At 69.0% G+C, this 26,561-nt stretch carries 29 protein-coding genes; 13 read left to right on the forward strand and 16 right to left on the reverse strand.

The window, feature by feature from the left end; translation table 11 throughout:
* Positions 1-7: 7 nt before the first annotated feature.
* Both NWFMUON74_RS34525 and NWFMUON74_RS34530 read left to right on the forward strand, forming a co-directional pair.
* Positions 8-1,732, forward strand: coding sequence for a glycosyltransferase family 87 protein (locus tag NWFMUON74_RS34525; RefSeq protein ID WP_187685863.1), 1,725 nt, complete (start codon positions 8-10; stop codon positions 1,730-1,732).
* An 8-nt stretch (positions 1,733-1,740) separates the two neighbouring features.
* Complete coding sequence (locus NWFMUON74_RS34530; RefSeq protein ID WP_187685864.1) at positions 1,741-2,496, forward strand: isocitrate lyase/PEP mutase family protein; 756 nt, start codon at positions 1,741-1,743, stop codon at positions 2,494-2,496.
* Position 2,497: 1 nt separating this feature from the next.
* Here NWFMUON74_RS34530 and NWFMUON74_RS34535 read toward each other — a convergent pair whose 3' ends face one another.
* Positions 2,498-3,586: an alkene reductase gene (locus NWFMUON74_RS34535; protein ID WP_187685865.1), complete on the reverse strand. Its 1,089-nt coding sequence runs from the start codon at positions 3,584-3,586 to the stop codon at positions 2,498-2,500.
* Between the two features lie 48 nt (positions 3,587-3,634).
* On the opposite strand from NWFMUON74_RS34535, the gene NWFMUON74_RS34540 reads away from it, so the two are divergent.
* On the forward strand, positions 3,635-4,003 hold the full coding sequence (locus NWFMUON74_RS34540) for a MerR family transcriptional regulator (RefSeq protein ID WP_187685866.1): 369 nt from the start codon (positions 3,635-3,637) through the stop codon (positions 4,001-4,003).
* A 44-nt stretch (positions 4,004-4,047) separates the two neighbouring features.
* Here the strand turns inward: NWFMUON74_RS34540 and NWFMUON74_RS34545 are convergent, their stop codons facing one another.
* Positions 4,048-4,959 (reverse strand): DMT family transporter, encoded by a 912-nt coding sequence (locus tag NWFMUON74_RS34545; RefSeq protein ID WP_187685867.1) that lies wholly within the window; start codon positions 4,957-4,959, stop codon positions 4,048-4,050.
* An 81-nt stretch (positions 4,960-5,040) separates the two neighbouring features.
* On the opposite strand from NWFMUON74_RS34545, the gene NWFMUON74_RS34550 reads away from it, so the two are divergent.
* Entirely contained in the window at positions 5,041-5,598 is a 558-nt protein-coding gene (locus NWFMUON74_RS34550; RefSeq protein WP_232110746.1) for a CGNR zinc finger domain-containing protein, read from the forward strand.
* Between the two features lie 36 nt (positions 5,599-5,634).
* On the opposite strand, the gene NWFMUON74_RS34555 is transcribed toward NWFMUON74_RS34550, so the two are convergent.
* Positions 5,635-7,023 (reverse strand): glycosyltransferase 87 family protein, encoded by a 1,389-nt coding sequence (locus NWFMUON74_RS34555; protein WP_187685868.1) that lies wholly within the window; start codon positions 7,021-7,023, stop codon positions 5,635-5,637.
* Between the two features lie 174 nt (positions 7,024-7,197).
* On the opposite strand from NWFMUON74_RS34555, the gene rpsF reads away from it, so the two are divergent.
* The 5 genes from rpsF (at position 7,198) to dnaB (ending at position 10,958) form a co-directional block, all read left to right on the forward strand.
* Positions 7,198-7,488 (forward strand): 30S ribosomal protein S6, encoded by a 291-nt coding sequence (gene rpsF, locus NWFMUON74_RS34560; protein WP_187685869.1) that lies wholly within the window; start codon positions 7,198-7,200, stop codon positions 7,486-7,488.
* Between the two features lie 105 nt (positions 7,489-7,593).
* The gene (locus NWFMUON74_RS34565; RefSeq protein ID WP_187685870.1) at positions 7,594-8,139 is read left to right on the forward strand and encodes a single-stranded DNA-binding protein; all 546 of its coding nucleotides are present in this window, start codon (positions 7,594-7,596) and stop codon (positions 8,137-8,139) included.
* 52 nt (positions 8,140-8,191) lie between these two features.
* The gene (gene rpsR / locus NWFMUON74_RS34570) at positions 8,192-8,443 is read left to right on the forward strand and encodes a 30S ribosomal protein S18 (protein WP_187685871.1); all 252 of its coding nucleotides are present in this window, start codon (positions 8,192-8,194) and stop codon (positions 8,441-8,443) included.
* 17 nt (positions 8,444-8,460) lie between these two features.
* Positions 8,461-8,916: a 50S ribosomal protein L9 gene (gene rplI, locus NWFMUON74_RS34575; protein WP_187685872.1), complete on the forward strand. Its 456-nt coding sequence runs from the start codon at positions 8,461-8,463 to the stop codon at positions 8,914-8,916.
* A gap of 662 nt (positions 8,917-9,578) precedes the next feature.
* Entirely contained in the window at positions 9,579-10,958 is a 1,380-nt protein-coding gene (gene dnaB, locus NWFMUON74_RS34580; RefSeq protein ID WP_187685873.1) for a replicative DNA helicase, read from the forward strand.
* On the opposite strand, the gene NWFMUON74_RS34585 is transcribed toward dnaB, so the two are convergent.
* The gene (locus NWFMUON74_RS34585; protein ID WP_187685874.1) at positions 10,959-12,125 is read right to left on the reverse strand and encodes an aromatic ring-hydroxylating oxygenase subunit alpha; all 1,167 of its coding nucleotides are present in this window, start codon (positions 12,123-12,125) and stop codon (positions 10,959-10,961) included.
* Positions 12,126-12,337: 212 nt separating this feature from the next.
* On the opposite strand from NWFMUON74_RS34585, the gene NWFMUON74_RS34590 reads away from it, so the two are divergent.
* On the forward strand, positions 12,338-12,832 hold the full coding sequence (locus NWFMUON74_RS34590) for a TetR/AcrR family transcriptional regulator (protein ID WP_187685875.1): 495 nt from the start codon (positions 12,338-12,340) through the stop codon (positions 12,830-12,832).
* A 16-nt stretch (positions 12,833-12,848) separates the two neighbouring features.
* Here the strand turns inward: NWFMUON74_RS34590 and NWFMUON74_RS34595 are convergent, their stop codons facing one another.
* A complete protein-coding gene (locus tag NWFMUON74_RS34595; protein ID WP_187685876.1) occupies positions 12,849-14,315 on the reverse strand; it encodes an MFS transporter in 1,467 nt (488 codons plus the stop codon).
* A gap of 146 nt (positions 14,316-14,461) precedes the next feature.
* Here NWFMUON74_RS34595 and NWFMUON74_RS34600 point away from each other — a divergent pair, with 146 nt between their 5' ends.
* Positions 14,462-14,785 carry an ArsR/SmtB family transcription factor gene (locus tag NWFMUON74_RS34600; protein ID WP_187685877.1) on the forward strand — a complete coding sequence of 108 codons (324 nt, stop codon included), beginning with the start codon at positions 14,462-14,464 and terminating at the stop codon, positions 14,783-14,785.
* Here NWFMUON74_RS34600 and NWFMUON74_RS34605 read toward each other — a convergent pair.
* The 3 genes from NWFMUON74_RS34605 to NWFMUON74_RS34615 all read right to left on the reverse strand — a co-directional run bounded on the left by NWFMUON74_RS34605 (position 14,728) and on the right by NWFMUON74_RS34615 (position 17,453).
* Positions 14,728-16,041, reverse strand: a complete 1,314-nt coding sequence (locus tag NWFMUON74_RS34605) for an RNA polymerase sigma factor (RefSeq protein ID WP_187685878.1) — start codon at positions 16,039-16,041, stop codon at positions 14,728-14,730. The genes NWFMUON74_RS34600 and NWFMUON74_RS34605 overlap by 58 nt on opposite strands.
* Positions 16,038-16,430 carry a YciI family protein gene (locus NWFMUON74_RS34610; RefSeq protein ID WP_187685879.1) on the reverse strand — a complete coding sequence of 131 codons (393 nt, stop codon included), beginning with the start codon at positions 16,428-16,430 and terminating at the stop codon, positions 16,038-16,040. Before NWFMUON74_RS34610 ends, NWFMUON74_RS34605 begins: the two co-directional genes overlap by 4 nt.
* Positions 16,431-16,520: 90 nt before the next feature.
* On the reverse strand, positions 16,521-17,453 hold the full coding sequence (locus NWFMUON74_RS34615) for an alpha/beta fold hydrolase (protein WP_187685880.1): 933 nt from the start codon (positions 17,451-17,453) through the stop codon (positions 16,521-16,523).
* Positions 17,454-17,573: 120 nt separating this feature from the next.
* Between NWFMUON74_RS34615 and NWFMUON74_RS34620 the strand changes: the two genes are divergently transcribed.
* Complete coding sequence (locus NWFMUON74_RS34620; protein WP_187685881.1) at positions 17,574-18,551, forward strand: helix-turn-helix transcriptional regulator; 978 nt, start codon at positions 17,574-17,576, stop codon at positions 18,549-18,551.
* On the opposite strand, the gene NWFMUON74_RS34625 is transcribed toward NWFMUON74_RS34620, so the two are convergent.
* The 5 genes from NWFMUON74_RS34625 to NWFMUON74_RS34645 form a co-directional block, all read right to left on the reverse strand.
* Positions 18,542-19,219, reverse strand: a complete 678-nt coding sequence (locus tag NWFMUON74_RS34625) for an SGNH/GDSL hydrolase family protein (RefSeq protein ID WP_187685882.1) — start codon at positions 19,217-19,219, stop codon at positions 18,542-18,544. The genes NWFMUON74_RS34620 and NWFMUON74_RS34625 overlap by 10 nt on opposite strands.
* Positions 19,216-20,637, reverse strand: a complete 1,422-nt coding sequence (locus tag NWFMUON74_RS34630; protein ID WP_187685883.1) for an MFS transporter — start codon at positions 20,635-20,637, stop codon at positions 19,216-19,218. Before NWFMUON74_RS34630 ends, NWFMUON74_RS34625 begins: the two co-directional genes overlap by 4 nt.
* Positions 20,638-20,978: 341 nt before the next feature.
* Complete coding sequence (locus tag NWFMUON74_RS34635; RefSeq protein WP_187685884.1) at positions 20,979-22,022, reverse strand: alpha/beta hydrolase; 1,044 nt, start codon at positions 22,020-22,022, stop codon at positions 20,979-20,981.
* A gap of 183 nt (positions 22,023-22,205) precedes the next feature.
* Complete coding sequence (locus NWFMUON74_RS34640) at positions 22,206-22,994, reverse strand: AraC family transcriptional regulator (RefSeq protein ID WP_232110747.1); 789 nt, start codon at positions 22,992-22,994, stop codon at positions 22,206-22,208.
* A gap of 76 nt (positions 22,995-23,070) precedes the next feature.
* Entirely contained in the window at positions 23,071-23,700 is a 630-nt protein-coding gene (locus NWFMUON74_RS34645) for a VOC family protein (protein ID WP_187685885.1), read from the reverse strand.
* Positions 23,701-23,790: 90 nt separating this feature from the next.
* Between NWFMUON74_RS34645 and NWFMUON74_RS34650 the strand changes: the two genes are divergently transcribed.
* On the forward strand, positions 23,791-24,852 hold the full coding sequence (locus NWFMUON74_RS34650; RefSeq protein ID WP_187685886.1) for a DUF2332 domain-containing protein: 1,062 nt from the start codon (positions 23,791-23,793) through the stop codon (positions 24,850-24,852).
* Between the two features lie 64 nt (positions 24,853-24,916).
* On the opposite strand, the gene NWFMUON74_RS34655 is transcribed toward NWFMUON74_RS34650, so the two are convergent.
* The 3 genes from NWFMUON74_RS34655 to NWFMUON74_RS34665 are packed head-to-tail and all read right to left on the reverse strand — an operon-like array spanning position 24,917 to position 26,424.
* Positions 24,917-25,447, reverse strand: a complete 531-nt coding sequence (locus NWFMUON74_RS34655; protein ID WP_187685887.1) for an NUDIX domain-containing protein — start codon at positions 25,445-25,447, stop codon at positions 24,917-24,919.
* Positions 25,448-25,495: 48 nt separating this feature from the next.
* Positions 25,496-26,113, reverse strand: coding sequence for a carboxymuconolactone decarboxylase family protein (locus tag NWFMUON74_RS34660; RefSeq protein WP_187685888.1), 618 nt, complete (start codon positions 26,111-26,113; stop codon positions 25,496-25,498).
* Positions 26,110-26,424, reverse strand: a complete 315-nt coding sequence (locus NWFMUON74_RS34665; RefSeq protein WP_187685889.1) for a hypothetical protein — start codon at positions 26,422-26,424, stop codon at positions 26,110-26,112. The genes NWFMUON74_RS34660 and NWFMUON74_RS34665 overlap by 4 nt, the downstream gene beginning before the upstream one ends.
* Between the last annotated feature and the right edge of the window lie 137 nt (positions 26,425-26,561).

Below are 26,561 nucleotides of genomic sequence, written 5' to 3' on the forward strand. Positions count from 1 at the left end.
GGACGGCGTGATCGAGCAGCAACTGGTGAACCCTCCGGCCACCGGAGACGCCGGCCCCGACGACGTCCGTGGCTACGCGTCTCCGGCGCCGGTGGCACCGGATTCGAGGTCGGCCGACCGGCGGGACAAGCCGAGCCGGACCGACTCGCTGACCTCGCAGTTGTCCACCGTCATCGGCGGACCGGTCGGTCACCACGCGCTGATCGGACGCACCCGGTTCTGGACGCCGCTGCGGGTGTTGCTGGCGATCGCGGTCGTGTTCCTGGCGCTGGGCTGGGCGGGCAAGGCGGGCTGCATCCAGCAGACGTCCGACGGCGAGGGCGGCCTCACCCTGGACTGGAACAACGGCCGCCAGTACGTGGCCATGTGCTACTCGGACACCGTGCCGCTCTACGGTGCCGAGCACCTCGACGAGGGCGCCTTCCCCTACAAGAAGCAGTGGACCGAATTCGGTTCCGACGGCAAGCCGCAGGCCCGGTACATGGAGTATCCGGTGCTGTCGGGTCTGTACCAGTACGCGGCGATGGAGGTCGCCACCGCGTGGGAGCAGCTGCGGCTGCCCGGAGCGCTGCCGGTGGTGGTGTATTTCAATGTCGCCGTGGTGGGTCTGGCGATGGCGTGGCTGGTCACCGTGTGGGCCTCGGCGCGGCTGTCCGGGCGCCGGGTGTGGGATGCGGCGCTGGTGGCGGCCTCGCCGCTGGTGCTGGTGCACGCGTTCACCAATTTCGACGCGCTGGCAACGGCTTTCGCGGCGACGGGCCTGCTCGCCTGGGCGCGGCGGCGGCCGGTGCTGGCGGGCGTGCTGCTCGGGCTCGGCGGCGCGGCGAAGCTGTATCCGCTGCTGCTGCTCGGCCCGATCCTGGTGTTGTGCCTACGTTGCGACGGGCGGCACCGGATGACCGGGCTGCGCGAACGACTGCGGCATCGCGCGGGTCCGTGGCAGGGCCTGCGGGAGTATCTCGCCGACGCGCAACTGAGCCCGCTGCGTTCGGCCGGGCTGGCGGTCGGCGCGGCGACCACCTCCTGGCTGCTGGTGAACCTGCCCATTCTGGTGCCGTTCCCGAACGGATGGCGAGAGTTCTTCCGGCTCAACACCGAACGTCACGCCGACCCGGATTCGATCTACAACGTCGTCACGTCGTTCACCGGGTGGGCGGGCTTCGACGGGCCGCTGCAGCCGTCGCAGACGCCGACCGTGCTGAACCTGGTGTCGCTGTCGCTGTTCGTGGCCGCCTGCGCCGCGATCGGGTACATCGGGCTGACCGCGCCGCGGCGGCCGCGGGTGGCGCAGTTGATCTTTCTGGTGGTGGCGGCGTTCCTGCTGACCAACAAGGTATGGAGTCCGCAGTACTCGCTGTGGCTGGTGCCGCTGGCGGTGCTGGCGCTGCCGCATCGGCGAATCCTGTTGGCGTGGATGACGATCGACGCCCTGGTGTGGTTCCCGCGCATGTACTACTACCTGGGCACGGACAAGAAGGGCGTGCCCGAGCAGTGGTTCACCGGCACGGTCGTGCTGCGCGATCTGGCCGTGATCGGCCTGTGCGCGTTGATCATTCGCCAGATCTACCGCCCGGCCGAGGATCCGGTGCGCCGCGACGGTGTGGACGACCCGGTCGGCGGCGTCCTGGACCGTGCGGCCGACCCACTGCTCCCCTGGTTGCCCACGGCCCTGCGCCCCCGCCCGACTTCTGCCCCACCTGCGGCGGCGGCAGCACCGCGACACCTGGAATGATCATGGTCATGACGACACTCAGCGACAAGGCCGCAGCGTTCCTGGCTCTGCATCGGCCCGGCGATCCGGCGGTGCTGCCGACGGTGTGGGATGCCTGGTCGGCGGGGCTGGTGCAGGAGGCCGGGTTCGCGGCGCTGACCATCGGCAGCCACCCGCTGGCGGATTCGGTCGGCAAGGCCGATCAGGAGGGGATGGACTTCGCCGCCGACGTCCTCCGCCGGGTCGGTGAAATCACCTCTGCCGTGGACATTCCCGTCTCCGTCGACCTGGAATCCGGGTACGGCCAGGAGCCGGCGCGGTTGATCGAGGGACTGCTGGAGGCGGGCGCGGTCGGCTTCAACCTGGAAGACAGCGTGCACGCCGAGGGCGGTCGGCTGCGCGAACCACAGGAGCACGCGGACCTGGTCGCCGCGCTGCGGCAGGCGGCCGACGCGTCCGGCGTGCACGTGGTGATCAACGCTCGCACCGATCTGCTGCTGCGCCAGATCGGCGACGCCGGGGACCGTCTCGATCGCGCCATCGCCCGGCTGCGCCTGGCCGCCGAGGCCGGCGCCGACGTGCTGTACCCGGTCGGCCGCCACGAGCCCGGCGACCAGCGCCGACTCTGCGCCGAACTGCCCTTGCCGGTCAACGCGATCGGCCTGCCCGACCAGGACGACCCGAAGACCTTCGCCGAACTCGGCGTGGCCCGAATCAGTTTCGGCCCGTTCCTGCAGCGCACCCTGAACACGGAAGTGAACCGGCTGCTGGGCCGCTGGCAGTGAGCTAGGCGGCGGAGGTGACCGCGGCGTCCCAGATCGGGTAGTCGGTGTAGCCCTCGGCCGTGCGGCCGTAGAGAACGTGCTCACGGATCGGCGCCAAGGGCAGCTGGTGCGTGATCCGGTGCACCAGATCGGGATTGGCGATGAAGGCGCGGCCGAACGAGACCAGGTCGGCGTGGCCCGAACGCAGCGTGCGTTCGGCGGCGTCGGCGGAGGTGGGCGCGCGGTTCTCGCCGACATTGGCGATGAGCGTGCCGTGCCAGCGCGGGCGCAGGTCGGCGAGCGCGGGGTAGTCGTCGTTGTCGGTGAGATGCAGGTAGGCCAGGTCGCGGCGGTCGAGTTCGGCGACCAGCATGCGGTACAGCGGCGCCGGATTCCGCTCGCTCATACCGAATTGCGGGTTCCCCGGCGAGAGCCGGATGCCCGTGCGATGCGAACCCACCTCAGCCACAACGGCATCGGTGACCTCCAGCGCGAACCGCATCCGATTGACCGGTGCGCCGCCGTATTCGTCGTCACGCAGATTGGTGTTGTCGGCGAGGAACTGGTGCACCAGATAGCTGTTGGCGGCATGGATTTCGACACCGTCGAACCCGGCGTCGACGGCATTGCGCGCCGCCGCGGCGTAATGCTCCACGGCCGCGACGATCTCGGCCCGGGACATGGCGCGTGGGACGAGCGATTTCGCCTTTCCACCGTCGATGAGGTGCAGCACGTCCTCGTCGGACACCGCCGACGGTCCGGCCGGCAGCGACCCGTCGATGCGGGCCAGCGGATGGCCCTTGCGCCCACCGTGCATGAGCTGGGCGAAGATTCGGCCGCCGGCGGCGTGCACCGATTCGGTGACCCGCCGCCAGGCCGCCACGTGCTCGGGGGTTTGCAGGCCCGGCACCCAGGCCTCGCTCTGCCCGCTGGAATGCGGCCAGATCCCCTCGGTGACGATGAGTCCCGCCGTCGCGCGCTGCGTGTAGTAGTCCACGACATCGGCGGTCGGTGAGCCGTCGGGGAGCGAGCGCAGTCTGGTCATCGGCGACATCACCACCCGGTTCGGCAGGGTGAGGCGTCCGGCATGGTATTCGGTCAGCAGCTTCATGCGGGTACCGTAAAACCTGACACTGATGTGAGGTGCAAGGAGGGAGCCGTGCGAATCGGTGAACTGGCGCGCCGCACCGGAGTGAGCGTCCGGTCGCTGCGCTACTACGAGAGCCGCGGCCTGCTGGCCGCCACCCGCACTCCCGGCGGCCAGCGCGACTACCCGGAATCGGCGGTCGACCGCGTGGTCCGCATTCAGGAATTGTTCGCCGCGGGCCTGCACAGCGGCACGATCGCCGAGATGCTGCCCTGCATCCACGACACCGACGGAACGCCCAGCGCGCTCGCCACGCCGTGGCTGACCGAGACGCTGACCGCCGAGCGCGCCCGTATCGACGCCTGTATCAAGGATATGCACCGCGCCCGGGAGGTCCTCGACGGTGTGATCCGCGCGGCCGAGGGCTGCCCGGCCGACTGAGCCCGCCGGCCTTCGGGCCGGACGGTCATGTGGGCCGGTGTCGGTCATCGGCTCGCGACAGACTCTGCCGCGTACCGGGTGTCGTTCTCGGCCGCGCCTCGGGAGTCCTTCCGGCCGGCGCGCCGGGACGCCAGGACCATGCCGAGTACCCCTACCCCGAGCCCCGCGATCGTCAACGGCCGCAACGGTTGTGCGATCAGCAGCCAGGCCATGACGGCGGTGACGGCGGGCGTGGCGAAGAACAACCTGCCCACCCGGGTGGTGTCCCACCGCCGCAGCATAGCGTTGAGCAGCAGGAACGCGCCCATCGAGTTGATCAGCACCATCCAGACCATGGCACCGGCGAATCGGCCCGGATCGGCCACGTGGAAGTCGTTGTGCGTCAATGCGATCAACCCCGCGACCGGCGCGCTGGCCAGCACGTGCACGGCCGTCGAACTGCGCGAGTCGATATCCGGCGTGAAGCGCTTCTGATAGACGGTGCCCAGGCTCAACCCGAGCAATCCACCCACACACAGCAGCAGTCCCGCGAGTGAGAAGGCGGACTGGTCCGCGACGGCCAAACCGACTCCCACGCCACCGATTCCGAAGCCGAGCCACTGCCGGGGAGTGACCGTCTCCCCCAGCACGCGCCCCGCGAACAACGCGATCACCACCGGGTTCAGCCCCTGCACCAGCGAGATCACCGCCGCCGAGACATGTTCTGCCATGGCGGTATAGAACGCGCCGAACTGGATCAACTGCATCAGCAGCCCGGCCACGATCGCGTGCCCCCACTGCGCGCCGCGCGGCCACCGCGCACCCACGAACCGCGCGTACAGCGCCAGCGCCACCGCCGCCGCGGCGAATCGGACGAACAACACCAGGAACGGCGGCGCCGCGCCCACGCCGATGATTCCGGCGATGAACGCGCTGCTCCACATGACGACGAAGGCCGCGGGTGCGGCCGTGTCCATCAGACGATTCTGCACCGGACCTCCCGAGGTAACCACCTGAACCGGTTACTACCGTCGCAGTCTCGGACGTAACCTGTCAAGGTGGTTACTATCGGGAATGTGTTCACCTTCGTCAGTGGCAACGCGGCCCTCGACTTCGCCGGTACGGTCGCCGCCCGGACCACCGACTATCGGGATCGGCTCGCCACACCGGCGGCTCTGGCCCGCTGGCTGATCGCGGCAGACCTGCTCGACGCGGTCCCCGAGTGCGACGAGACCGCCCTGCGTCGCGCCGTGGCGGTGCGCGAGGCCGTCTACCGCCTGGCCCTGGCCGCAATCCGCGGCGAGCCGTCCGGCGAATCCGACCGCGCACTCGTCAACGACACCGCAGCCGGGCAGCTGCCACTGGTCACGCTGCTGTCCGACCACACCGTGCGCCGCACCGGCGGTGTGGACGCGGCCCTCGCGGCGGTGGCACGCTCGGCCGTCGAACTCCTCGGCGGCCCCGACCGCGAGCGAATCAAGCAGTGCGGCCGCGACAATTGCACGCGCCTGTATGTCGATACCTCGCGCGGCGGCACGCGGCGCTGGTGCGACATGGCCCGCTGCGGCAATCGCGCGAAAAGCGCCGCCTTCCGCGCCCGGCACGGCGGGTCGTAGCGCATCCTCCGCCCGGGCATCGGGTGCGAGCGGGTGTCAGCGGAATACCGAAACCAGCTCGCCGCGTGGGTAATTGGGCACCGGTGCGGGTTCGCGACGGCGACCGCGCGGCTCGGCCCACACGAACACGAAGAAGAACACCACGAGCAGCAACGCCCGGCCCCATACGCCGAACTGCACGACATGCTTTTCGATGTCGGCGGGCTCGCCCGACCCCAGGGCATAGAAGTAGCGGAAGACCCCTACCCCGATCGCGGCGTCGGCGAGCAGGTACCCGCCCACCGCCGTCCACGGCACCCGCAGCAGCACCAGGAACGGAATCAGCCACAGCGTGTACTGCGGAGAATGCACCTTGTGGAACAGCAGGAAGCCACACAGCATCGCGCCGCTCACCCCGACCCACGGGAACGCCGCGCCCGCGCTGTAGCGTTTCCAGCCCAGCCACACCGCCAGCAGGAACGACACCAGCACCAGCACCGGCGACGCCGCCGACACCACCTCCTGGAACGACTCCTCACCGCCCGGAGCCTCGCCGAACAGCGGTCGCAATCCCCAGTACCAGATGGAATTGGTGGTGATGTCCGCCTGCCGCAGTTGCTGGAAGGTGATCGAGGCGCGCCAGCCCTCGTAACCGGCCAGGGCGAAGGGCAGATTGATCACGACCACCGTGGCCGCCGCCGCGCCTGCCACCGCGAGCGCGCCGCGCACGTCGTAACCGCGGGGCCCGTCCTCCGCCCGCTGTTCGCCGCCGCGTCCGTCGCCGCGGGTGAGCACGTAGATCAGCAGCGGCAGCACGAAGATGCCCGGATACAGCTTCAGACAGAACCCGACGCCCAGCAGCACGGCGGCCGCGATCGCCCGGGCCCGCAACGAATATCGAGTCAACGCGGTGACCACATATATCGCCGCCACCGACGTCCACACGACCGGCAACTCCCAGTTGTGGAAAGCGTAGAGCAGCAGCGGCGGTCCGACCGCCCACAACAGCGCGGCCGGACCGGACAGCCTGCCCAGCATCCACGCCGTCAGCAGCGCGAACGGGGCCAGCAGCAGCGCCGAGTGCAGCAGGAATACGGCATCGTCGGTGGCACCCGCCGCACCGAGCCACATCAGCAGTCCACTGAGTACCGGGTATTCCACCGCCCCGCCGGTCAGCGTGCCGTCCGGGGTGATGCCGCCGCTGACATAGGGAAAGACGTGCTCGTTGATGCTGCGGCCGAGCCACAGGAATTGGATGTCGGAGTAGCAGACCTCGGCGTCCTTGATCTTGTCGAACACCTCGCTGCGGCCGTCGGCGTCGAACGGGCCGACCGCGCAGCGCGCCTTGTTGAAGTAGGCGAACACCAGCATCACCCCGCACAGCAGCGTCGCTGCGACGGCGGCGGCCCGGCCTCCCGGGCGCGCGGTATCCGCTCGGTTCGACATGAGGACCACGATATGTGGATCACCCCGCGCGCGTCCGCATTCCTTTTCGGACCGAGATCGATTTCGCCGGTGCACACCAGCTCATGTAGCCTTGGCGGGTTGCTGACGCGACGACCCTCCTGCCCACGGAACGTCCGTGGGCCGTCCTTAGTCCACAGGAGGTGATGGGTTCCCGTGCGTCAATACGAAGTGATGGTCATTCTCGATCCCAGTCTGGACGAGCGCACCGTCGGTCCGAACCTGGACAAGATGCTCAGTGTGATCTCGCAGCAGGGTGGCAAGGTCGACAAGGTCGACATCTGGGGCCGCCGCCGGCTCGCCTACGAGATCGCCAAGCAGAGCGAAGGCATCTACGCGGTCGTCGATCTCACCGCCGAGCCCGACACGGTGAGCGAGCTCGATCGCCAGCTGGGGCTGAACGAAACGGTGTTGCGCACCAAGGTGCTGCGCAACAACAAGAAGTAACCCCGCTCGCAGAGCGAACCGCGCTCGTGGTCGTCGGTGCCTGTCTCTAGGCTCTAGCGCAACAGACGAGTGCACGGCGGACTGCACCGAAGAGCAGGAGGAACCATGGCTGGCGACACGGTCATCACCGTCATCGGAAATTTGACGGCCGACCCGGAACTTCGATTCACGCCCGCGGGCGCCGCGGTAGCCAATTTCACCGTGGCATCGACTCCCCGCGTGTTCGACCGTAATACCAACGAGTGGAAAGACGGCGAGGCGCTTTTCCTGCGCTGCAACATCTGGCGTGAGGCCGCGGAGAATGTCGCCGAGAGCCTGACCCGGGGCTCGCGCGTGATCGTGAGCGGACGGCTCAAGCAGCGCTCCTTCGAAACCCGCGAGGGCGAGAAGCGCACGGTCGTCGAGCTCGAGGTCGACGAGATCGGTCCCTCCCTGCGCTACGCGACCGCGAAGGTCAACAAGACCTCGCGCGGTGGTGGTGGCGGCGGCTTCGGTGGCGGCTCCGGCGGTGGCGGGGGCTACAACAGCGGCGCCAACGGTGGCGGTCGCGGCGGGCAGCAGCAAGGCGCCGCCGGCGACGACCCGTGGGGCAGCGCTCCCGCGGCCGGCTCCTTCGGAGGCGGCGCAATGGACGACGAACCGCCGTTCTAGAACGGCTTTCATCGGGGCCCACGGGCTCCCAGGCATGACGGAGTAGAAAACAATGGCCAAAGCACCGGCGCGCGAAAAGGTGCTGAAGAAGAAGGCGTGTGCCTTCTGCAAGGAAGCGAAGAGCGGCACCGTCCAGATCGATTACAAGGACACGGCAATGCTGCGGAAGTTCGTGAGCGATCGCGGCAAGATCCGGGCCCGCCGCGTCACCGGCAACTGCGTGCAGCACCAGCGCGATGTCGCCGTCGCGGTGAAGAACAGCCGCGAGGTGGCGCTGCTGCCGTACGTGTCCACGGCTCGCTGAGAGGGAGGCACACGACGATGAAGCTGATTCTGACTGCCGATGTGGACAACCTCGGTGCGCCCGGCGACACCGTGGAGGTCAAGGACGGTTACGGCCGCAACTTCCTGCTGCCCCGCGGCCTGGCCATCCCGGCCACCCGTGGTGCGCAGAAGCAGGTCGAGGGCATCCGCCGGGCGCAGGACGCCCGCCGCGTGCGCGATCTCGACCACGCCAACGAGCTGAAGCAGGCCATCGAGGGCCTGCAGTCGGTGAAGCTGTCGGTGAAGACCGCCGGCACCGGCAAGCTGTTCGGCTCGGTCACCCCGTCCGACGTCGCGGGGGCCATCAAGGCCGCCGGCGGCCCGGTCGTGGACAAGCGCAGCATCGAGCTGCCGAAGGCCCACATCAAGAGCACCGGCAAGCACGGTGTCGTGGTGCACCTGCACCCGGATGTCGCGGCCAAGTTCGACCTGCTGGTCGACGCCGCCGAGTAATAGCGTCACCGTGTGAGACCACCTCCGCGCCCGATCGGTGCGGAGGTGGTCTTCCGCTGCGCGCGGATACTGGTTGCTATTTGTTAGCCATTCTCGAGGCGCGCCCGGCGGGGTACGGTCGGCACATATTCCGTATCGCTTTAACCCCAGTTCGGGATGGTTTGGGGAAAACTCCGCAAACCGACCATTCGCAATGTGATCCACGCCATAACCGGATAGATCACTGTTAACCCAACACGCCCGGCCGTTCATCTCGACCGACACGCCGATGCACCGTTGATCCACAAGTGCACAGGCGATCCAAACCGTTGCTACCTGGGAGATATCGGATCATCGCGCGCATTTTCCCCAGGTAATACACATGGCCTGCACAACAGCGGGTGAACAGTCCCCAGTTTGTCCACAGGTGGGTGCACAGGTCGGTTTGGTAGTCCACAGTTCGGTCCCTTAGGTTCTTCCCGGTGTCGTGATCCCACGCCCGGACGCCGCGATTTCGCGAGCCGTGCGGCACGCCCCATCGGTTTGCTGAGTCGCCTTTGCGAACTGCGGCGACCCCGGCGGAGTCGCGGTGCGGCAATCCGAACGTGTCGGTGCCCGGGCGTAGAAAGAGGGCTCGATACTCTCGGTGCCGCGAGCGTGATGAGAGAGGACGGTCGAGTCGGGTGGCAGTCGTCGATGATCGCGGGCACTCGGAGTACTCCGACTCGCCAGGGGAGGATTTCGGCCGGCAGCCACCCCACGACATGGCGGCCGAGCAGTCGGTGCTCGGCGGCATGCTGTTGTCCAAGGACGCCATCGCCGACGTGGTCGAGGTGGTGCGCCCCGGCGATTTCTACCGTCCCGCCCACCAGGCCGTCTACGATGCGATTCTCGACCTGTACGGCCGTGGCGAGCCCGCCGACCCGGTCACCGTGGCCGCCTCGCTGGACCGCCGCGGCGAACTCAAGCGCATCGGCGGCGCGCCCTATCTGGTCACCCTCACCCAGACCGTCCCCACCGCCGCCAACGCCTCCTACTACGCCGAGATCGTGGCGGAGAAGGCGATTCTGCGCCGCCTGGTGGAGGCGGGCACCCGCATCGTCCAGTACGGCTACGCCGGTTCCGACGGCCAGGACGTCGCCGAGGTGGTGGACCGCGCCCAGGCCGAGATCTACGAGGTTACCGAACGCCGCTCCAGCGAGGACTACATGCCGCTGGAGGAACTGCTCCAGCCCACGATGGACGAGATCGACTCCATCGCCAGCCGCGGCGGCATGTCCCTCGGTGTCCCCACCGGCTTCACCGAACTCGACGAGGTGACCAACGGTCTCCACCCCGGCCAGATGATCATCGTCGCCGCCCGCCCCGGCGTCGGAAAATCCACGCTGGGAATGGATTTCATGCGGAGTGCTTCGGTGAAGCACGGGCTGGCGAGTGTGATCTTCTCGCTGGAGATGAGCCGGACCGAGATCGTCATGCGGTTGTTGTCGGCGGAGGCGCGAATCAAGCTCGGGGATATGCGTTCCGGGCGGATGAGTGACGACGACTGGACCCGGTTGGCGCGCAGGATGAGTGAGATCAGCGAGGCGCCGCTGTTCGTGGACGATTCGCCGAATATGACCATGATGGAGATCCGCGCCAAGGCGCGGCGGCTCAAGCAGCGCCACGATTTACGCCTGGTCGTGGTCGACTACCTCCAGCTGATGACATCCGGCAAGAAGGTCGAGTCGCGCCAGCAGGAAGTCTCCGAATTCTCCCGGAGCCTCAAACTCCTGGCCAAGGAACTCGAGGTCCCCGTCGTAGCGATCTCCCAGCTGAACCGCGGCCCCGAACAACGAACCGACAAGCGCCCCATGGTCTCCGACCTGCGCGAGTCGGGCAGCCTGGAACAAGATGCGGACATGGTCATCCTGCTGCACCGCCCCGACGCCTTCGAACGGGACGATCCACGAGGTGGTGAGGCGGACCTGATCCTCGGCAAGCATCGAAACGGGCCCACCGCCACCATCACCGTGGCACACCAGCTGCACCTCAGCCGTTTTGTCGATATGGCGCGGGGTTAGCTAGTTCCCGAGGAACGCCGGCCGCAGTGTGTTCCATACTTGTCGTTGGAAGGCGTGGATGACCCCTTCGGGGCCGCTCATGAGTGGGCCGGGCTCGTAGTAGCCGGACTCGAGACCCCGCTGCACCTGTTCCATGACCTCGATATCCTCGGCGACTCCCCGGCCGAACAGTAGGCCGTTCATTTCCGTGACCGGCTCGGTGGGCAGCTCGGGCCGCAGGTACGCGCTGCCGACGGCCCGGGTGGTACCGGGACCGGTGGGTTCGAGGCGAAGGATGCGCTCGCCGACGTACCCGCTGACTATGAGCGTGTTGGGCCAGAGGGTGTACTGGGCGTATCCGTACCGGCTACCGGCCTTGCCGTCGGGGAATTCGGCCTGCCACTGCTCCGAGAGGTATTGGCCGACGACCATTCCGAATTTTCCCGTCGGGTTGAGTTCGTAGTCGAAATCGGCACCGGTGACCGCGCAGATCGTGTGTGGGTGGATCGTCGGGCAGTGGTAGCACTCATTGGCGTTGTCCATGACGAGCTTCCAGTTCGCACGGACCACGGTATGGCTTTGGGCGTCGGCCGGTATCCGGGTCAGGTTGCTGCCGGGGTCGGCGAAGGGGAAGTCGTAACCGGCTCGCCGCATCATCTGGGGCATATCGCCGAGTTGGTCGAGCAGCGACTCCTGCGGTTCGAGGCAGACGAAGACGATACCGCCGAAAGTGTCCACCGCAATCGGCCGCAGGCCCAACGTGTCCGCGGGCGGCAGATCGCCCTGGGTGCGATGCGGTATCCCTTTCAGCGAGCCGTCCAGCGAATAGGTCCAGCCGTGGTAGGCGCAGTGCAGGCTGCGGCAGTTGCCACTGCCCGTGGCGACCACATTGGCTCGGTGCCTGCACACATTGACGAACGCCCGCAGCGTGTCGTCCCGGGCGCGCAGCACCACCACCGGTACGGCCGCGACCTCGGTTGTCAGATAGTCGCCCGGGTCGCGCAGCTCGCCCAGTGTTGCGACGGCCTGCCAGGCGCGGCCGAGCAGCAGCCGCTGTTCCAGCCGGAACAGCGCCGGGTCGTGGTAGAAGGCGGCGGGCAGGGCGCGCCGGTCGCCGAGCAATCGGTCGACTTCTTCCGGATCGATCGAACCGATTCCCGCGGCGAGTTGCTGCACTGTGGCCGACATGATGACTCCGTTCCCTTGCGTACGCGCCGTGCGGGCGTGCCCGGCTGTCCGCCACGATAAGAAGAAAATGAGGCACATATGTCTCACTTCCTGAGCGGACGAAGCGCAGGGGCCGCTAGCCTCGATGCGTGCGCGTGGACGCAGCGGGCAACCGCGAACGGATCATCGAGGCCTATCGACAGCTGGTCACCCCCGCGAATCCGGACCCGAGGATGGACGACGTCGCGACGACGGCCGGGATCGCGCGCGGCACGCTGTACCGGCACTTCAGAGACCGGGACACACTGCGCCAGGCTGTGCATGTCCGCGTGCTGGACGAGACGGAGCAGCTGATGCGCGATGCGTTCGACCGGGCGGGCTCGGTCGAACACATCCTGTGCATCGTCGTTCGGGAAAGTTTCGGCCGGGTGCGGCTGTTGCAATTGCTCTCCAGCCACCAAGACTATTTCGATCGGCAGATCGCCCGCCGCTGGACCAGGTGGAAACGCCCGCTCATCGATCTGGTGCGCGCCGAGCAGCGCCGCGGTGGGCTGCGCGCCGACCTACCCGCTGATTGGCTCGTCGATACGCTGCTGTGGACCGTGTACGCCATCGCCATGAGCGACACACCACCGAGCCATCACGATCCGGCACCGAGCCATCGCGATCCGGCGGACGCGGCGCTTTCCCTGTTCTTCGCCGGCGCCCGGCCCGGTGCGGCGAGTTAGTCGCCCGGGCGAGGCGTCACGAGTTCTGAGTCCCTACGGCTTCCGGTTCCTCGTCCGGCACGGCGGTATCCGGCGTTGCCGTGATCCCCGCTCGCAGTGCCAGGCTGATGAGCAGGCCGGCGATCATGCCCGCGGCGGTCAGCAACACCACCAGCCGCTCACCGTCGGCCATGGCGGCGAGCAGGTCGGGGCCGGACTTGCCGTCGATGCCCAGATCGGCGACCACCGTGAATACCGCCAGGCCGATGGCATTTCCGATATTGAGCGCGGTGGAGGCGACGCCGTTGGCCACGCCCTGCTCGTGCGCGGCGGTACCGGTGGCGGCGGTGATCCACATGGCGGTCCAGACGATGCCCTGGCCGATACCGGAGACCACCAGGCCCGGGATGAGGATGCCGTAGCCGGACGCCGCGCCGAAACCCAGTGCCAGAACGACGGTTCCGGCGGCACCGAGGGCGAATCCGATCAGGAGGGTGGCGCGATTGCCGATGCGGGTGGCGAGCCGTTCACCGAGCTGAGTGCCGGTGGCGATGGCCAGGGAGGGCACCAGGAAGGCCAGGCCGGTCTGGAGCGCGCTGTAGCCGTGCACGCTCTGGAGCAGCACCGTCAGGAAGTACGGCAGCACACCGAAAGTCGCCATGTAGAGAAAGGTGACGACCATGCCCACGGTGAGGCTGCGATTGCGGAAGAGCCGGAAAGGCATGAGGGGATCGGCGGTTCGGGCCTCGATGACGGCGAAGGCCGCCAGCAGCAGCACCGCCGCGGGGAACGCGCCGCCGACAACCGGACTGGCCCAACCCAGTTCCGGCCCCTCCACCAGCGCGAAGACCAGAATCGTCGAGCCCGCGGTGACACTGAACGCACCGGGCAGATCGAAGGAGCGGCGCTGTGTGGCCACCGGATCGCGGGGGATGACCAGCAGCGCGCCCACCACGACGATCGCCGCCAGCGGGACGTTCACGAAAAATACCGCGGGCCAGCCGAACTGCTCGGTGAGGATGCCGCCGAGCAGCGCTCCGATGGTGAGGCCGCTGGCGCCCGCGCCGCCCCATACGGCCAGTGCGCGATTGCGTTTCGAGCCCTCCTCGAACTGCGTATTGATGAGTGCGAGCGTCGCGGGAAGCAGTAGCGCACCACCGATGCCCTGCACGGCGCGGGCGGCGATGATGACGGCCGGGCCGGTCGCCATCGCGCCTGCGAGCGAGGAGATTCCGTACAACAGCAGCGCGAGCACGAACATGCGACGGCGGCCGAGCAGATCCGCCGCCCGCCCGCCCAGCAGCAGGAACCCGCCCGCGAAGACCACGTAGACGCTCACCACCAATTGCTGCGTCTGACCGGGAAAGCCCAGGTCCTTGCCGATTTCCGGCAGGGCGACGAAGACGATGTTGAGGTCGAGGGCGTAGATCAGCTGGGCGAATGCCAGCAGCGCCAGCGTCAGTCCCAGTCGTCGTCCGGTGGGTGAGGTGGAGGTAGATGGCATGTGAGAGCACGCCTTTCGAGTGCGCAGGGGTATGACAGCGAGCCCGTGTCGCTGATCGTACGAGAAAGTTCGTACGGTATGAATGTACTAAGGATTACGTACGATCTGTCAAGACCATAGTTCGATAATTCCGGTACTATCGAACTATGGTCTTGAGTCATCCGAGCCGTGCGCAGCTGCGCGTCGAGAACGTGCTCTCGGCGCTGGGCAATCCGATCCGCCTCGGCGCGGTCCGCGTTCTCGACGCCGGAGGCGAGTACAACTGCACCAGTGTGCTGAATGTCCTCGGTGTGACGGCCAAATCGACCATGACGCACCACTGGCGGGTACTACGGGAGAGCGGCGTCATCCGGCAGACCCCCTCCGGTCGGGAGTATCTGCTCGAACTCCGCCGCACCGACCTCGACGCCCGCTACCCGGGATTGCTGGACGCCGTCCTGAACGGCTCCCGCACCGACGAGAACTCCTGACCACACTCGTCCGATCCCGAGGAATCGGTCAGGCGGCGGAGGCGGGTGTTGAGGTAGCGCTGTTCGGGGCGGCTTGCGGTGAGTTGGGCGGCTCGGCGGTAGCTTTCGATGGCGGCGGGGTGGTCACCCAGCATTTCCAGCAGGTGGGCGCGCACGGCGTGGGTGCGGTGGTGGCGGCGCATCGACGGGTTGCCGAGCAGCGGGGCGATGAGGTCCAGGCCTTGCTGTGGGCCGACGGACATGCCCAGGGCGACGGCTCGGTTGAGGGTCACGATCGGGCTGGGGGCGACTCGGTCGAGCATGGCGTAGAGGATGCTGATCTGGCGCCAGTCGGTGCTCTCCCAGGTGGGTGCTTCCGCGTGCACGGCGGCGATGGCCGCCTGCAGCTGGAAGCGGCCGACGTGGCCACGGGGCAGCACCCGCTCCAGGATCGCGACACCCTCGGCGATCAGATCGCGGTCCCAGCGGTTGCGGTCCTGTTCGCCGAGCGGGACCAGGTCGCCGTCGCGGGTGCGGGTCGCCGCGCGGGAACGGGTGAGCAGCATGAGGGCCAGTGCCCCGGCGACCTCGTCGTGATCGGGTATCGCGCAATGCAATTGGCGGGTGAGCCGGATCGCTTCATCGGTCAGGTTCCAATCCATCAGCGCGCCACCGGCCGACCGCGTGTGGCCCTCGGTGAACAGCAGATGGCATACGTCGAGTACGGAGGCGATGCGCGCGGGCAGATCGGCTCGGTCCGGCAGTTCGAACACCGCACCGGCCGACCGCAGGGTGGCGCGGGCGCGGGTCAGCCGTTGCGTCATGGTGCGTTCGGGAACGAGGTAGGCGGCGGCGATCTGCGCGGTGCCGAGACCGGCGACGGCGTGCAGGGTCAGCGCGACCTGCGAGGAGCGACTCAGGCTCGGATGGCAGCACAGCACGAACATGCGCAGCATGTCTTCGTCGTCGCCCACCGCCTGGTCCGCGGGCGGTGCGAGGCGCGAGTCACCGAGTTCCACGGCGGCCACGGCCTCCTCCCGCCCGGCCCGCGCGCGGTCGGCCCGCAGCCGGTCGATCAATCGCCGCGACGCCACGGTGATCAGCCACCCGCGCGGATTGGCGGGGACGCCGTCGCGAGGCCACTGCGTCGTCGCGGCTTCGGCCGCCTCCTGGGCGGCGTCCTCGCAGTCACCGAGGTCGCCGTGCCTGCGCAGCAGAGCGGCGAGGACGTGCGGCGACTCCCGCCGCCACACGTCCTCCACCACCCGGGTGCTCATTGGTCGTCGCCGCCCGGCCACATCGCGGGCCGCAGTTCGACGGTTTCGCCCGGTCCGGCGAATCGCACCGCGATCTCCTCGGCGCGGACCCGGTTCTCCACATCGATCAGGAAGAACCCCGCCAGATGCTCCTTGGCCTCCGAATACGGACCATCGGTCACCAGTGGTTTCCCATCGCCCCACCGATACAGCCGGGACGACTCGGGCGCGCCGAGAGCCTCGCCCGTCACCAACTCCCCTTTCTCCTGCAGCTCACCGAGCAACTTCTCGAAGTCGGAGTTCACCCGGTCGCGCTCCGCCTGCGACATCGCCCGGTACTCGGGCAGGTAGTCACTCGTCGGATGCCCCCAGGGCTGCGGATTGGAGTGAATCAGGATCACGTACTTCATCACGGCTCCTTCGCGATCGAGGATGCGCCCGGATGACCCATCCTTACCCGAAACGTCGGAGCCCACGTCCCGATGTCGACATCGCCGCCGTCAGGTGGTGTGCAGAAACAGTTCCAACGCGGTCAGAAGTTCCCCCGGTGCGTCCTCGGGGGTGAAGTGGCCGGCGTGCGGGAGTTCGATGACGGGAGCGTCGGGATAGGCGAGCCGGAAGGCGGGGACCATGTGGCGCGGCAGTAGCGCGGTATCGCGCATGCCCTCGACGAGGATCGCTGGTTTCGCGCGCAGTGCGGCAACGGCCTCGGGATTCGGTTCGGCCGGTACGGTCGCGGGGTCGGGGGCGACCAGTTGCTGAGGGAAGCGGAGCACACCCTGGCAGTCGGCGCGGGTGCCGAAATGCGCGGCGTAGGCGCGAACCCATGTGGGGGTGATGATCTCCGGCCGGGCGATCGTCTGCAGCGCGAGCATGAGGTGGCAGACGGTCGATCCGGCATTGCCGAGGATCTGTTCCAGGGTGCCGGACGCCTGGGCGGACACGGCCCAGCGGAACCAGGCGCTCTCGGCGAGGTTGGCGGCGAACAGCTCATCATATCCTGGAAGGCCCAGCGGCACAACGGTATTGGTGGCGAACAGGCGCGCCACGCGGTCCGGGTGGCGCAGGGCGAATCCGGTGCCGATGGGCCCGCCCCAGTCGTGCATGACCAGGGTGATGTCGGTGAGGCCGAGATCGTCGGCCAGCAGCGCGGTGAGGTTGTCGATGTGCTCCTCGGCCAGGTAGCCGCGCCCGGCGGGGGTGGCGCTCTTGCCGAACCCCATGTGGTCGGGCACGACCACGCGGTGGGTGGCCGACAGCGGGCCCATGAGATGCCGCCAGAGGTATCCCCAGGTCGGTTCGCCGTGCAAGAGCACGATCGGTGCACCGTCGCGGGGGCCGATATCGACGTAGTGCTGCCGGAATCCGGCCGATTCGGTGAAGCAAGGGGGGAAAGGCCAGGTGCCGTCGAACGTTTCGGTTGCCGCGATCATTCGTTCCTCCGTTGTCGGTTCGGTCGGACCACACGGTAGAAGCGGGTCACTGACAGGTGCTGTCAGTGAAGGCGCGCGGTTTTCGCGCAGGCTGTCGGTGGCGGTTGCCAGACTGAGGCGGTGCGTGCGAGCAGGTTGCTGTCCATCGTGCTGTTGTTGCAGGCGCGCGGCCGGATGACGGCGGGTCAGCTGGCCCGGGAGTTGGAGGTGTCGGTTCGGACGGTCTATCGCGACATGGATTCACTGAGCGCCTCGGGCATCCCGTTGTACGGCGATCCCGGCCACGACGGCGGCTACCGGTTGCTGGACGGCTACCAGACGCGCCTGACCGGGATGACCGCCGCGGAGGCCGAGGCCCTGTTGCTGTCCGGATTGCCCGGTCCGGCAGCTGATCTGGGGCTGGGCGCGGAACTGAACACCGCTCAGCGCAAGCTGCTGGCCGCACTGCCGGAGTCGGTGCGCGCCTCGGCCGGGCGCATTACGCAGCGCTTCCACCTCGATACCGACGAGTGGTACAGCCGCCCGGAGGGCCTCGCGCACCTGGCCGACGTGGTGCGGGCGGTATGGACCCGTCGCCGCCTGCGCATCGAATACCGGCGCTGGGCCGATCCGCGGTACGTGCGGCGCACGGTCGATCCGTACGGCCTGGTCCTCAAGTCCGGCCACTGGTATCTGGTGGGCGCGGCCGGAGCGGGCACTCGCACCTATCGGGTGTCGCAGATCATCTCGCTGCAGATTCTGGACGACATCTTCGAACGCCCCGCCGATTTCGACCTGGCGCGGTACTGGCGGAACTATCTCGACGAGTTCGACGCCCGCCGCCGCCAGGGCACGGCCACCGTGCGGATGTCGGCCTACGTGCTGGATCGCCTCGACCACCTGCTCGACGCGGATCTGGTGCGTGCCGCGCGCGACACCGCCCGCATCGAACCGGACGGGTGGTCTGTGGTGCGGATTCCGCTGGAGAGCCTCGAGCACACCGCGGGACTGCTGCTGCGTCTGGGCGCGGAGGCCGAGGTCGTGGACCCGCCCGCGCTGCGGACATATATGGGCGAGGTGGTCGCCGCGTTGACCCGCACCTACCGCGGTCACGAGTGACTCGTCAGATGATAGGACAGGCGACGAACGAATTCGGTGGCCATCACCGCTTGGCCGGACGTGGAGAAGTGGATTTGGTCGGCGCTCACCAGATTTGCCCGGTCGTTGACGGGGTGGTCCCACATGTCGACGACGACGGCCCCGTATTCGGTGGCGAGGCGGCGGGTCATGGCGTTCATGGTGCGGATGCGGTCGGGCCAGTCCGGGAAGGCCGGGACGACGTACGCGCGGCCGAGGGTGAAGGTCGTCAGCAGGGCGCCGGTGTCGGCCGCGAGGTCGTACATGCGCCGCATCGCCTTCTCGATCGCGTCGAAGTCGGGGTCGCGCCGCACGATGTCGTTCGGCCCGCTCGGCAGGTGCAGCAGGTCGGGGGCGAATGCGCGCATCCGGTCGAATTGGCCCGCCACGGTCCGGGCGGTGGTGACGCCGTTCTCCGCGGTGTTGAGGTAGCGCAGGTCCGGACGCACCCGCCGCAGAATATTCGCCACCCGATCGGCCCAGCCCTGGTCGGCGTAGCCGGGGGTGGGGTCGCCGATACCGGCCGACAGGCTGTCGCCGACCACGCCGAACCGGCGCCACGGGGCGTCGAACAGCAAGGCAGCGGAGGTCAGGGGCGGCAGGCAGTACGGGTCGGTCGCTTCGGTCGCCGCCGGGAAGTGCGTGGTCATTTGCCCGAGTCCTTCCGGGGGGTGATACCGAATGCCGTGAGCGCGCTGACGGCGGCGGCGAGGGCGATGAACCACCAGCCGTGCCGGAAGGCGGTCGGCATCCGGTCGGCGGCGAGCGAGCCGACGAGGGCGACCAGCACGGCGACGCCCAGGACATAGCCGAGCTGGCGGGCCGTGTTCACCACCGCACTGCCGGTCGCCGACCGGTCCGGCGGTAGATCGACGGCGGCGGAGGCGATCATGCTGGGCAGCGCGAGACCGATGCCGACGCCGGAGAGCATCCACCCGGGCAGCACCTCGGTGGCGTACCGCACGGGCATGGCGGCGCTGCTCGCCACCAGGAGCACTCCCCCGGCGAACAGCAGATTCCCAACGGCGACAACGACTCCCACCGGCATACGCCGGATCAGCCGCTGGCCGACGGCGGCGAAGAGCGGCACCATGATCGGCCCCGGGACGATGGCCAGCCCGGCCTCGACGGCGCTGAACCGGGCCCCGTTCTCCAGCCACATGGCGATGCTGAGGAACCATGCCCCGAAGGCGGTGCAGAAGGCCAGCACGGTCACGTTGGCCCACACGAACGTCGGCACGCGGAACAGGTCCGCGGACACCACCGGATCCGGATGTCGCAGCAGGCGCAGCACGAACAGGCCCAGGCTCACCCCGGCGACGGCCAGCGCGCCGAGCGTCGCGGCGCTGGTCCACGACCATTCGCCGCTCTGCACCAGGCCCAGCGACAACGCCCCGATCGCCACGATCAGCAGCGCGGCGCCGAGCAGATCGGGCACCCGTGCCGACACCTGCGGGCGCAGGTCGGGGACGAGGCGCGACGCGGCGATTCCGGCGACCAGTCCGACCGGCAGATTGATCAGGAACACCCAGCGCCAGGACAGCTCCACCAGTGCGCCGCCGACCACGGGCCCGAACGCCGCGGCGAAGGAACTCGTTGTGGCCCAGACTTTTACCGCGCCCGGCACCCGCACCGGCGGTAGCACCGTGAGCAGCAGCCCCAGGCTGGTGGGAGTGAGCGCCGCCGCGCCGACCGCCTGCAGCACCCGGAACGCCACCAGCGCCCACAGCGTCGGCGCGACCGCGCAGGCCAGGCTCGCCAGTGTGAAGAGGGCGAGCCCGGCCAGGAATCCGGTCCTGCGTCCCCAGCGGTCCGCGAGCCGCCCGGCCGGAATCAGCAGTGCCGCATAGACGATCGCGTATCCGTTGAGGACCCAGCTCAGCTCCGCCAGTGAGGCACCGCGGTAGGACTCGCCGATCGCGGTGAACGCCACGTTCACGACGAACACGTCCAGCATCGCCATGAAGGCGGCCGAACACAGGATCCACACGATCGCGGTCGAATGATCACGGCCCGGCCGCCGTGCCGTTGGTCCGGCCGCCGTCGTCTCGGCCACTACGTCATCCATCCGGCGTCCCTTCTTGTACGCGCCGTATATCGGCCCGCAAAGCATACGGCCGTACGTACTTATAGGGCAAGCCGCGCTCAGCTGGACAGAAAGCGCAACAGCTCCGCGATGACGGGAATCGGCTCGCGTACCGGAATGCCACGGCCGCCGAAATCGTGCCGACGACGGCCGCGTCGCGAATGGCCGGCCGCTCGGCGAGCAGCAGGTGCACACAGCGCGAGCGTGGCCTCGTCGTACCCGGTCGGCGAGCCGGTGCTGTCGCCCGGTCCGGGTAGATCGATCGCCCGTATCCGGCAAGGATTCTCGCGGTTTCGGCGACTGCGGTAGCTCGCCCGACCGGATTACGGCGTGGTACTGCTCCGGTCGCCGTGGTGCGAGGCAGTGCCGGGCACGGTCGCGGCGGGGCGGGCGCCGGTGAGGTGTTCTCGGAGGAAGGCGAGGATTTCGGCGCGGGCGGGCTTGGCCTGTGGCACCAGGCCCGGGAGGGCGAGGAAGGCATGCGGCGCGCCGGGGTATTCGGCGAGGCGGGCAGGGGTGCCCGACTCGAGCAGCCGTTCGGCGTAGCGGCGGCCCTGGTCGGCGATCGGGTCCAGGGTGGGTACGACCACGAGCGCCGGCGGCAGGGCGCCTAGGTCGTCGGCGTAGAGCGGGGATACGGCGCGCGCGTCGGCGCCGGGCGGGACGGCCAAGCGGTGGAACAGGCGCATCTTGTCGACCGTGAGAGTCGGGCAGTCCCCGTGCTTTTCGAACGAGGGATAGTCCAGCATCGTCTCGGTCACATCGGCGGCGGGATTGACCAGGACCTGGGCCCGCACGGGCAGGGCGGCCGCCTTGGCGCGCACCGCGACCAGCGCGCTGACCAGCCCGCCGGTGCTCTCACCGGCGAGCGCTACCCGGGCCGGGTCGATGCCGTGGTCCGCGGCGTTTCGCACGAGGTGCCGCAGCACGTCCCAGCCGTCGTCGACGACCGCCGTCAGCGGGATGCCCGGGGCCAGCAGGCGGTGTTCGACCGATACGACGACCGCGGGCAGGCGGGCGGCGAAATGGCTGTTGGCCCAGTCACATTGGGCGGCCGTGCCCACGAAACCACCACCGTGCACATGCAGGACGAGCGGCAGCGCGCCCGGGCCGCCGCGCCGTGGCCGGTACACCCGCACCGGGAGGACGCGATCGGGCAACGTCACGTCCTCCCACCGGATCGTGACACCGCGCTCGGGTAATCCGGTGACCACCCGGAACAGCCGCGATCCCGCCTTGCGGTTCGCCGCGTCCCGGAAGGTGACCAATTCCTCGGCCGTCATGGTCAGCCAGTCCGGCTCCTTCTGCAGGCGATACACCAGCCCGATGCGTCGTGGCATCCGCCCCGCGCCGATCGCGTCGTTCATGAATCCTCCTCGATCGCCCCCGCGCCGACCGGCACCACGCCACGCCCACGCGAACTCCACACATGCCCGCCAGCATCACCGACCCCACCACCCACCGTCTTGGAGAAATGTTCCCGGCGGCACGAATCCACGACCGCAGGTGGGTTGCGCGTGTTCTCGACCGCAGGGCGAGTCGCGCCCGGGTCAACGGCGTGGGGCGTACTCCGGGGTGGCCCAGGCGACCGGGTCCACTGCCAGCCAGGGGGCGGTGGGTAGGGCCGCGGGGGTCAGGTGGGCGAAGGCCATGACCTCTCGGTGGAGGTGGGATTGGTCGGTGTAGCCGCCGGCGGCGGCTACCGCGGCCGGGGTGTGGCCGGCGGCGAGGCGGTGGGCGGCGTGGTCGAAGCGGATCAGCCGGGCGGCTCGTTTGGGCGTCAGGCCGATCTGGGAACGGAAGCGGGACCACAGGCGTTTGCGGCTCCAGCCCGCCTCGGCGGCCAGGCCCTCGACTCGAATCCGCCCCTGGCTCAGGGAAATTCGCTGCCAGGCGAAGGCGACCTCGGGGTCGACCGCGCGACCGGCCGCGGCACGCCGGGCGAGTACGGACTTCGCGAGCGCGAACCGCTCGTCCCACGACGCGGTGGCGTGCATCCGGTCCTGGATTCGGGCGGCGTCGCGGCCCCACACGTCCGCGAGCGGCACCACCGTATCGCCGAGATCGCCTGGCACGCCGAGTATTTCGTGCGCCACCACGGGCGAGAGCCGCACCTGCAGCAGATCGATGACTTGCCCGCTGCCGCGCATGCCGACGGGATGCAGACCGACCACGGCACTGCCGTGCTGCCGAGCGCCGCCGGAGGCGTCGATGAACGACGCGTCGCCGAGGTCGAGGAAAATCGTCAGGGCCGGGTACGGCACCACCGGAAGTTCGGCACGATCACTCGCCCGGCCGCGGAACCCGGCCATGCTGACCCCGCCAGACGGTCCGACCACGCGGGAACCGCGACATCCAGCACGGTTCCCGCGACGTGAACCGGCTCGACGGGCATGTCGCCATGATACGAGCCGCTCAGGCGGCGGGCTCCCACGCGAAACCGTCCGGATCGACCAACGCGCCGAGACCGCCCGCGATGGCGAGACGGTGCGACCCCGTGCCCTCCGGGGAGACCCCCGCGTCCTTGGCGGCGGCGCGCCGCCCGTAGAGCGCCAGCTTGACCGCGGAACCCGCCGTGTCGAACTCGACGTACTTGCTGCCGAAGCTCTTCGCCACGGCAAGGCCGTTGTCGAGGTAGAACTGCTTGGTCGCCTTCACGTTGTCGACCCCGAGGAGCAGCACGAATTCGTCCACCTCCCGCGTGGCCGGGCCGGTGTCCTTCTTCGACGACGTCGCGATCTTGAACAGTGTCCCGTCCGGAGCCTGGACGACGGCGCCGTAACCCCAGAAGCTCTTCTTGGCGGGCTTCACGACCGTCGCGCCCGCGTCCAGCGCGGAGCCGACGAAGCTGTCGACGGTGCTCGGCTGCGAAACCACCAGCGACAGCACGAAACCCCGGAACCCGGACGACGGCGCGTCGGAAGCCCGCACGCGCAACCTGTCGCCGAGGCCGAACGCGGCGGTGTAGAAGGCGGTGGCGGCGGCGGGGTCGGCCGCCTCCAGGATGATGGCGTCGACAGCGGCCTGATCAGTGGTGATGTTCATGCCGATAACGCTAGGCGCCGCGCACCGACCGGCGCTTCTCGATTCCTGACCGGTCGCGCGGGCCGGATCCGCGGGTGGCACAGTGCACACATGTCTCTCGTGCCGCAGTTCGAGCTTCAGGCGAGGGCCTGCGAGAAGCTCGGCTCACCGTTGTACGCCGCGTTGCTGGGCGAGATCGCCGACGATCTCGCGCGAGGCGGCGGATGCGCCCGGGTACTCGCCGACTACGCGGACATGCCCATGGCCGCGGCGGCACCGCTGCGGTTCCTGGGGGCCGTACACGGGCTGGTGCTGACCGGGCAGGCGCCCGACCTGGCGGCCTACTACCCCAGTGCCGCGGGAGCGGATGCCCGCGACGCCGCGAACGGCGGGGCCTGGCGGGCCTTCCGCGAGGTCGTCGACGCCCACCCGGAGTGGATCCGGGACTGGATGTCGCGGCCGCCGCAGACCAACGAGGTGGGTCGTGCGGTGCCGCTGCTGGCCGGTCTGCTGGCCGCCGTCGCCGCGACGCCGCTGCCGGTGCGGCTGCTGGAGCTGGGCAGCAGCGCGGGACTGAATCTGCGGGCCGACCACTTCCGCTGGCACAGAGGCGATTTCGGCTGGGGACCGGCGGATTCGCCGGTGTCACTGGGTGCTGCGTGGGACGGCCGGATACCCGGCTGGCTGACCGACGCCGTGCGACGCCATCCGCGCATCGAGGTGGTCGAGCGGCGCGGTTGCGATCCGACGCCGCTGAACCCGCTCTCCCCCGCCGACGCGCTGTCGCTGCGGTCCTACGTCTGGCCGGACCAGCCCGAGCGCGCGGCCCGGCTGGACGGCGCGCTGCTCGTGGCACAACGGGTTCCGGCCGAGGTCGACGCCGTGGGCGCGGCGGAGTTCCTGGGCGGTATCGAGCCGGCGCCGGGCACGCTCACGGTGGTGTGGCATTCGGTGATGCGGCAATACGTTCCGCAGGACCAGTGGGCGAAGGCCGCCGCGGAACTCGACCGGTTGGCCGCCACGACCGGACCGGACGCGGCGTTCGCGCACATAGCCTTCGAGCCGATGGCGCGCAGCGGCAGCGGTTTCCCGCTCACCGTCCGGCTCGGCACCGGACCGGCCCGCGTGCTCGCCCGCGCCAAACCGCACGGCATCCCGGCTTTCGCCGCCTGATACACCGCGCCGCCGCGCAACCGAAATGCCCGCGCTGCTCGGAAATGCTGCGACGCAGCAGAATTCACGCCCGCTCGTGCAACAGCAGCAGTGAGTACGCGGCGAGCGTTCCGGAGTCGGTGATCTCGCCGGTGCGGATCATTCGCTCGAGATCGGCGCGCGTGAACCAGGCCGAGCGCATGTCCTGCTCCTCCGGCTCGCGTTCGGGCTCGCCGGAGGTGAGTTCGGTGGCGAGGTAGACGCGGCCACGCTGGCGCAGGGTGGCCGGGGTGGCGTTCAAGGGGCCGAGAAAGGTGAGCCGGGCCGCCCGCAGGCCGGTCTCCTCGCGCAGTTCGCGGTGCGCCAGCTCGTCCGGATCTCCGATCGCGCGATCGGGCAGGGTGCCCGCCGGAAACTCCCAGCAGCGCCGACCCACCGGATATCTGAACTGCTCGACCAGATGGAAGCGCTCGCCGTCGCGGGGCACCACCAGGACGAAATCGGGCCGATCGACGACGCCGTAGATGCCGGTGGTGCCGTCGGAACGACGAATGGTGTCCTCCCGCACCTCCATCCAGCGATTGCTGTAGACCGTCCGCGAGCCGAGCGTCTCCATACCCCGGATTGTGCCGCACAGCCCGCTACTGCGGCGCTCGCCCGCGTATCACCGCGCCTTGGACAGGTACTTCACCGTCGGTGGCGTGGCGTAGCCCATGCGGCGCAGGAACCACCGCGTCATGGCGAGGCCACGCCCCTCCGGCGGCACCCCGCCCATGGCGTCCATGATGCGGTTGATGGCGTGGAAGGCCACACTGATGCGCACCGCCTCGGTGAGCGCCTCGTCGGTGACGCCCGCGATGCGCACCCGCGCCACGTCGGCCGCGGACACCTCGTCGGGCGCGTCGGCCAGCTTGGCCAGAAAGTCCAGCACCACAACGACTTCGATGCGCTGACCGGACTCGGCGGGCCGCTCCAGCGCCCGCACCACCAGTTCGCGATCCTGGTAGCTCTCGGCGACGACCTGATGGCAGGCGCGGCAGAAATCGCACTGATTGCGCGCGGAGGTGAACGTGGCGAACAGTTCCCGCTCGCCGATGCTCCACGCCGACGGGCCGCGCATCAGATCCTGCAGGTAATCGCTATAGGGAGTGCTGAAGTAGCGGTGCCGGTACAGCAGCACCTTGATCACGTCCGGTACCTCGGTGCGGCCGACGACGCGCATGACGCGCAAGGTCCACCGGCCCGGCCGATCATGGCCGCGGTCCACGACATCGAGCCTCATGCCGATTCTCCCATCGCGCGCAGGGCTGCGCGCAGGCGGCGGTCGGCGGCCCCGACGGCGGCGACCACGGTGGCCTCGAACACCTCGTCCTCGGATCGGTGCTCGGTCAGCGCCGCCACCTGCTTGTCGGTGACGCGGTAGGCGTGCCGGGCCACGGTGTCGACGAAACGCTCGAGATCGGCCGGGACGGAGGCCGACTCGTCCCCGGCGGCCGCCCGGAATATCTCTCTGCGGGTGACGGCGGGCAGCGCAGCGGGGGCCGCTTGCAGGTGCTCGACGAAGCTGTCCCAATACTCTGCGCGTGAAGCCATGCGCCCATGATGCAACACCGACAAACGCCACGAACCGCATTCCGGCAGAAGGGGTTTGGGCGCACAGCGCGGCGCATCCGATAACACCGTAATCGCGCAGGCCGCGAGCGGTCCGCCGGTTCGAGCGCGCCCGGTCG

Origin of the sequence: Nocardia wallacei, from assembly GCF_014466955.1 — a bacterium.
Lineage (GTDB): Bacteria > Actinomycetota > Actinomycetes > Mycobacteriales > Mycobacteriaceae > Nocardia > Nocardia wallacei.

Bases quoted from the DNA above. Each gene is read 5' to 3' on its own strand.
- NWFMUON74_RS34595 (WP_187685876.1), bottom strand. From the start codon at position 14,315: ATGCCATCTACCTCCACCTCACCCACCGGACGACGACTGGGACTGACG.
- NWFMUON74_RS34665 (WP_187685889.1), bottom strand. From the start codon at position 26,424: ATGGCTTCACGCGCAGAGTATTGGGACAGCTTCGTCGAGCACCTGCAA.
- NWFMUON74_RS34645 (WP_187685885.1), bottom strand. From the start codon at position 23,700: ATGAACATCACCACTGATCAGGCCGCTGTCGACGCCATCATCCTGGAG.
- NWFMUON74_RS34625 (WP_187685882.1), bottom strand. From the start codon at position 19,219: ATGACCACGCACTTCCCGGCGGCGACCGAAGCGACCGACCCGTACTGC.
- NWFMUON74_RS34530 (WP_187685864.1), top strand. From the start codon at position 1,741: ATGACGACACTCAGCGACAAGGCCGCAGCGTTCCTGGCTCTGCATCGG.
- NWFMUON74_RS34585 (WP_187685874.1), bottom strand. From the start codon at position 12,125: ATGTCGGCCACAGTGCAGCAACTCGCCGCGGGAATCGGTTCGATCGAT.
- NWFMUON74_RS34555 (WP_187685868.1), bottom strand. From the start codon at position 7,023: ATGTCGAACCGAGCGGATACCGCGCGCCCGGGAGGCCGGGCCGCCGCC.
- NWFMUON74_RS34600 (WP_187685877.1), top strand. From the start codon at position 14,462: ATGGTCTTGAGTCATCCGAGCCGTGCGCAGCTGCGCGTCGAGAACGTG.
- NWFMUON74_RS34565 (WP_187685870.1), top strand. From the start codon at position 7,594: ATGGCTGGCGACACGGTCATCACCGTCATCGGAAATTTGACGGCCGAC.
- NWFMUON74_RS34655 (WP_187685887.1), bottom strand. From the start codon at position 25,447: ATGGAGACGCTCGGCTCGCGGACGGTCTACAGCAATCGCTGGATGGAG.
- NWFMUON74_RS34635 (WP_187685884.1), bottom strand. From the start codon at position 22,022: ATGAACGACGCGATCGGCGCGGGGCGGATGCCACGACGCATCGGGCTG.
- NWFMUON74_RS34545 (WP_187685867.1), bottom strand. From the start codon at position 4,959: ATGGACACGGCCGCACCCGCGGCCTTCGTCGTCATGTGGAGCAGCGCG.
- NWFMUON74_RS34650 (WP_187685886.1), top strand. From the start codon at position 23,791: ATGTCTCTCGTGCCGCAGTTCGAGCTTCAGGCGAGGGCCTGCGAGAAG.
- NWFMUON74_RS34605 (WP_187685878.1), bottom strand. From the start codon at position 16,041: ATGAGCACCCGGGTGGTGGAGGACGTGTGGCGGCGGGAGTCGCCGCAC.
- NWFMUON74_RS34535 (WP_187685865.1), bottom strand. From the start codon at position 3,586: ATGAAGCTGCTGACCGAATACCATGCCGGACGCCTCACCCTGCCGAAC.
- rpsR (WP_187685871.1), top strand. From the start codon at position 8,192: ATGGCCAAAGCACCGGCGCGCGAAAAGGTGCTGAAGAAGAAGGCGTGT.
- NWFMUON74_RS34610 (WP_187685879.1), bottom strand. From the start codon at position 16,430: ATGAAGTACGTGATCCTGATTCACTCCAATCCGCAGCCCTGGGGGCAT.
- NWFMUON74_RS34660 (WP_187685888.1), bottom strand. From the start codon at position 26,113: ATGAGGCTCGATGTCGTGGACCGCGGCCATGATCGGCCGGGCCGGTGG.
- rplI (WP_187685872.1), top strand. From the start codon at position 8,461: ATGAAGCTGATTCTGACTGCCGATGTGGACAACCTCGGTGCGCCCGGC.
- NWFMUON74_RS34615 (WP_187685880.1), bottom strand. From the start codon at position 17,453: ATGATCGCGGCAACCGAAACGTTCGACGGCACCTGGCCTTTCCCCCCT.
- NWFMUON74_RS34590 (WP_187685875.1), top strand. From the start codon at position 12,338: ATGGACGACGTCGCGACGACGGCCGGGATCGCGCGCGGCACGCTGTAC.
- NWFMUON74_RS34630 (WP_187685883.1), bottom strand. From the start codon at position 20,637: ATGGATGACGTAGTGGCCGAGACGACGGCGGCCGGACCAACGGCACGG.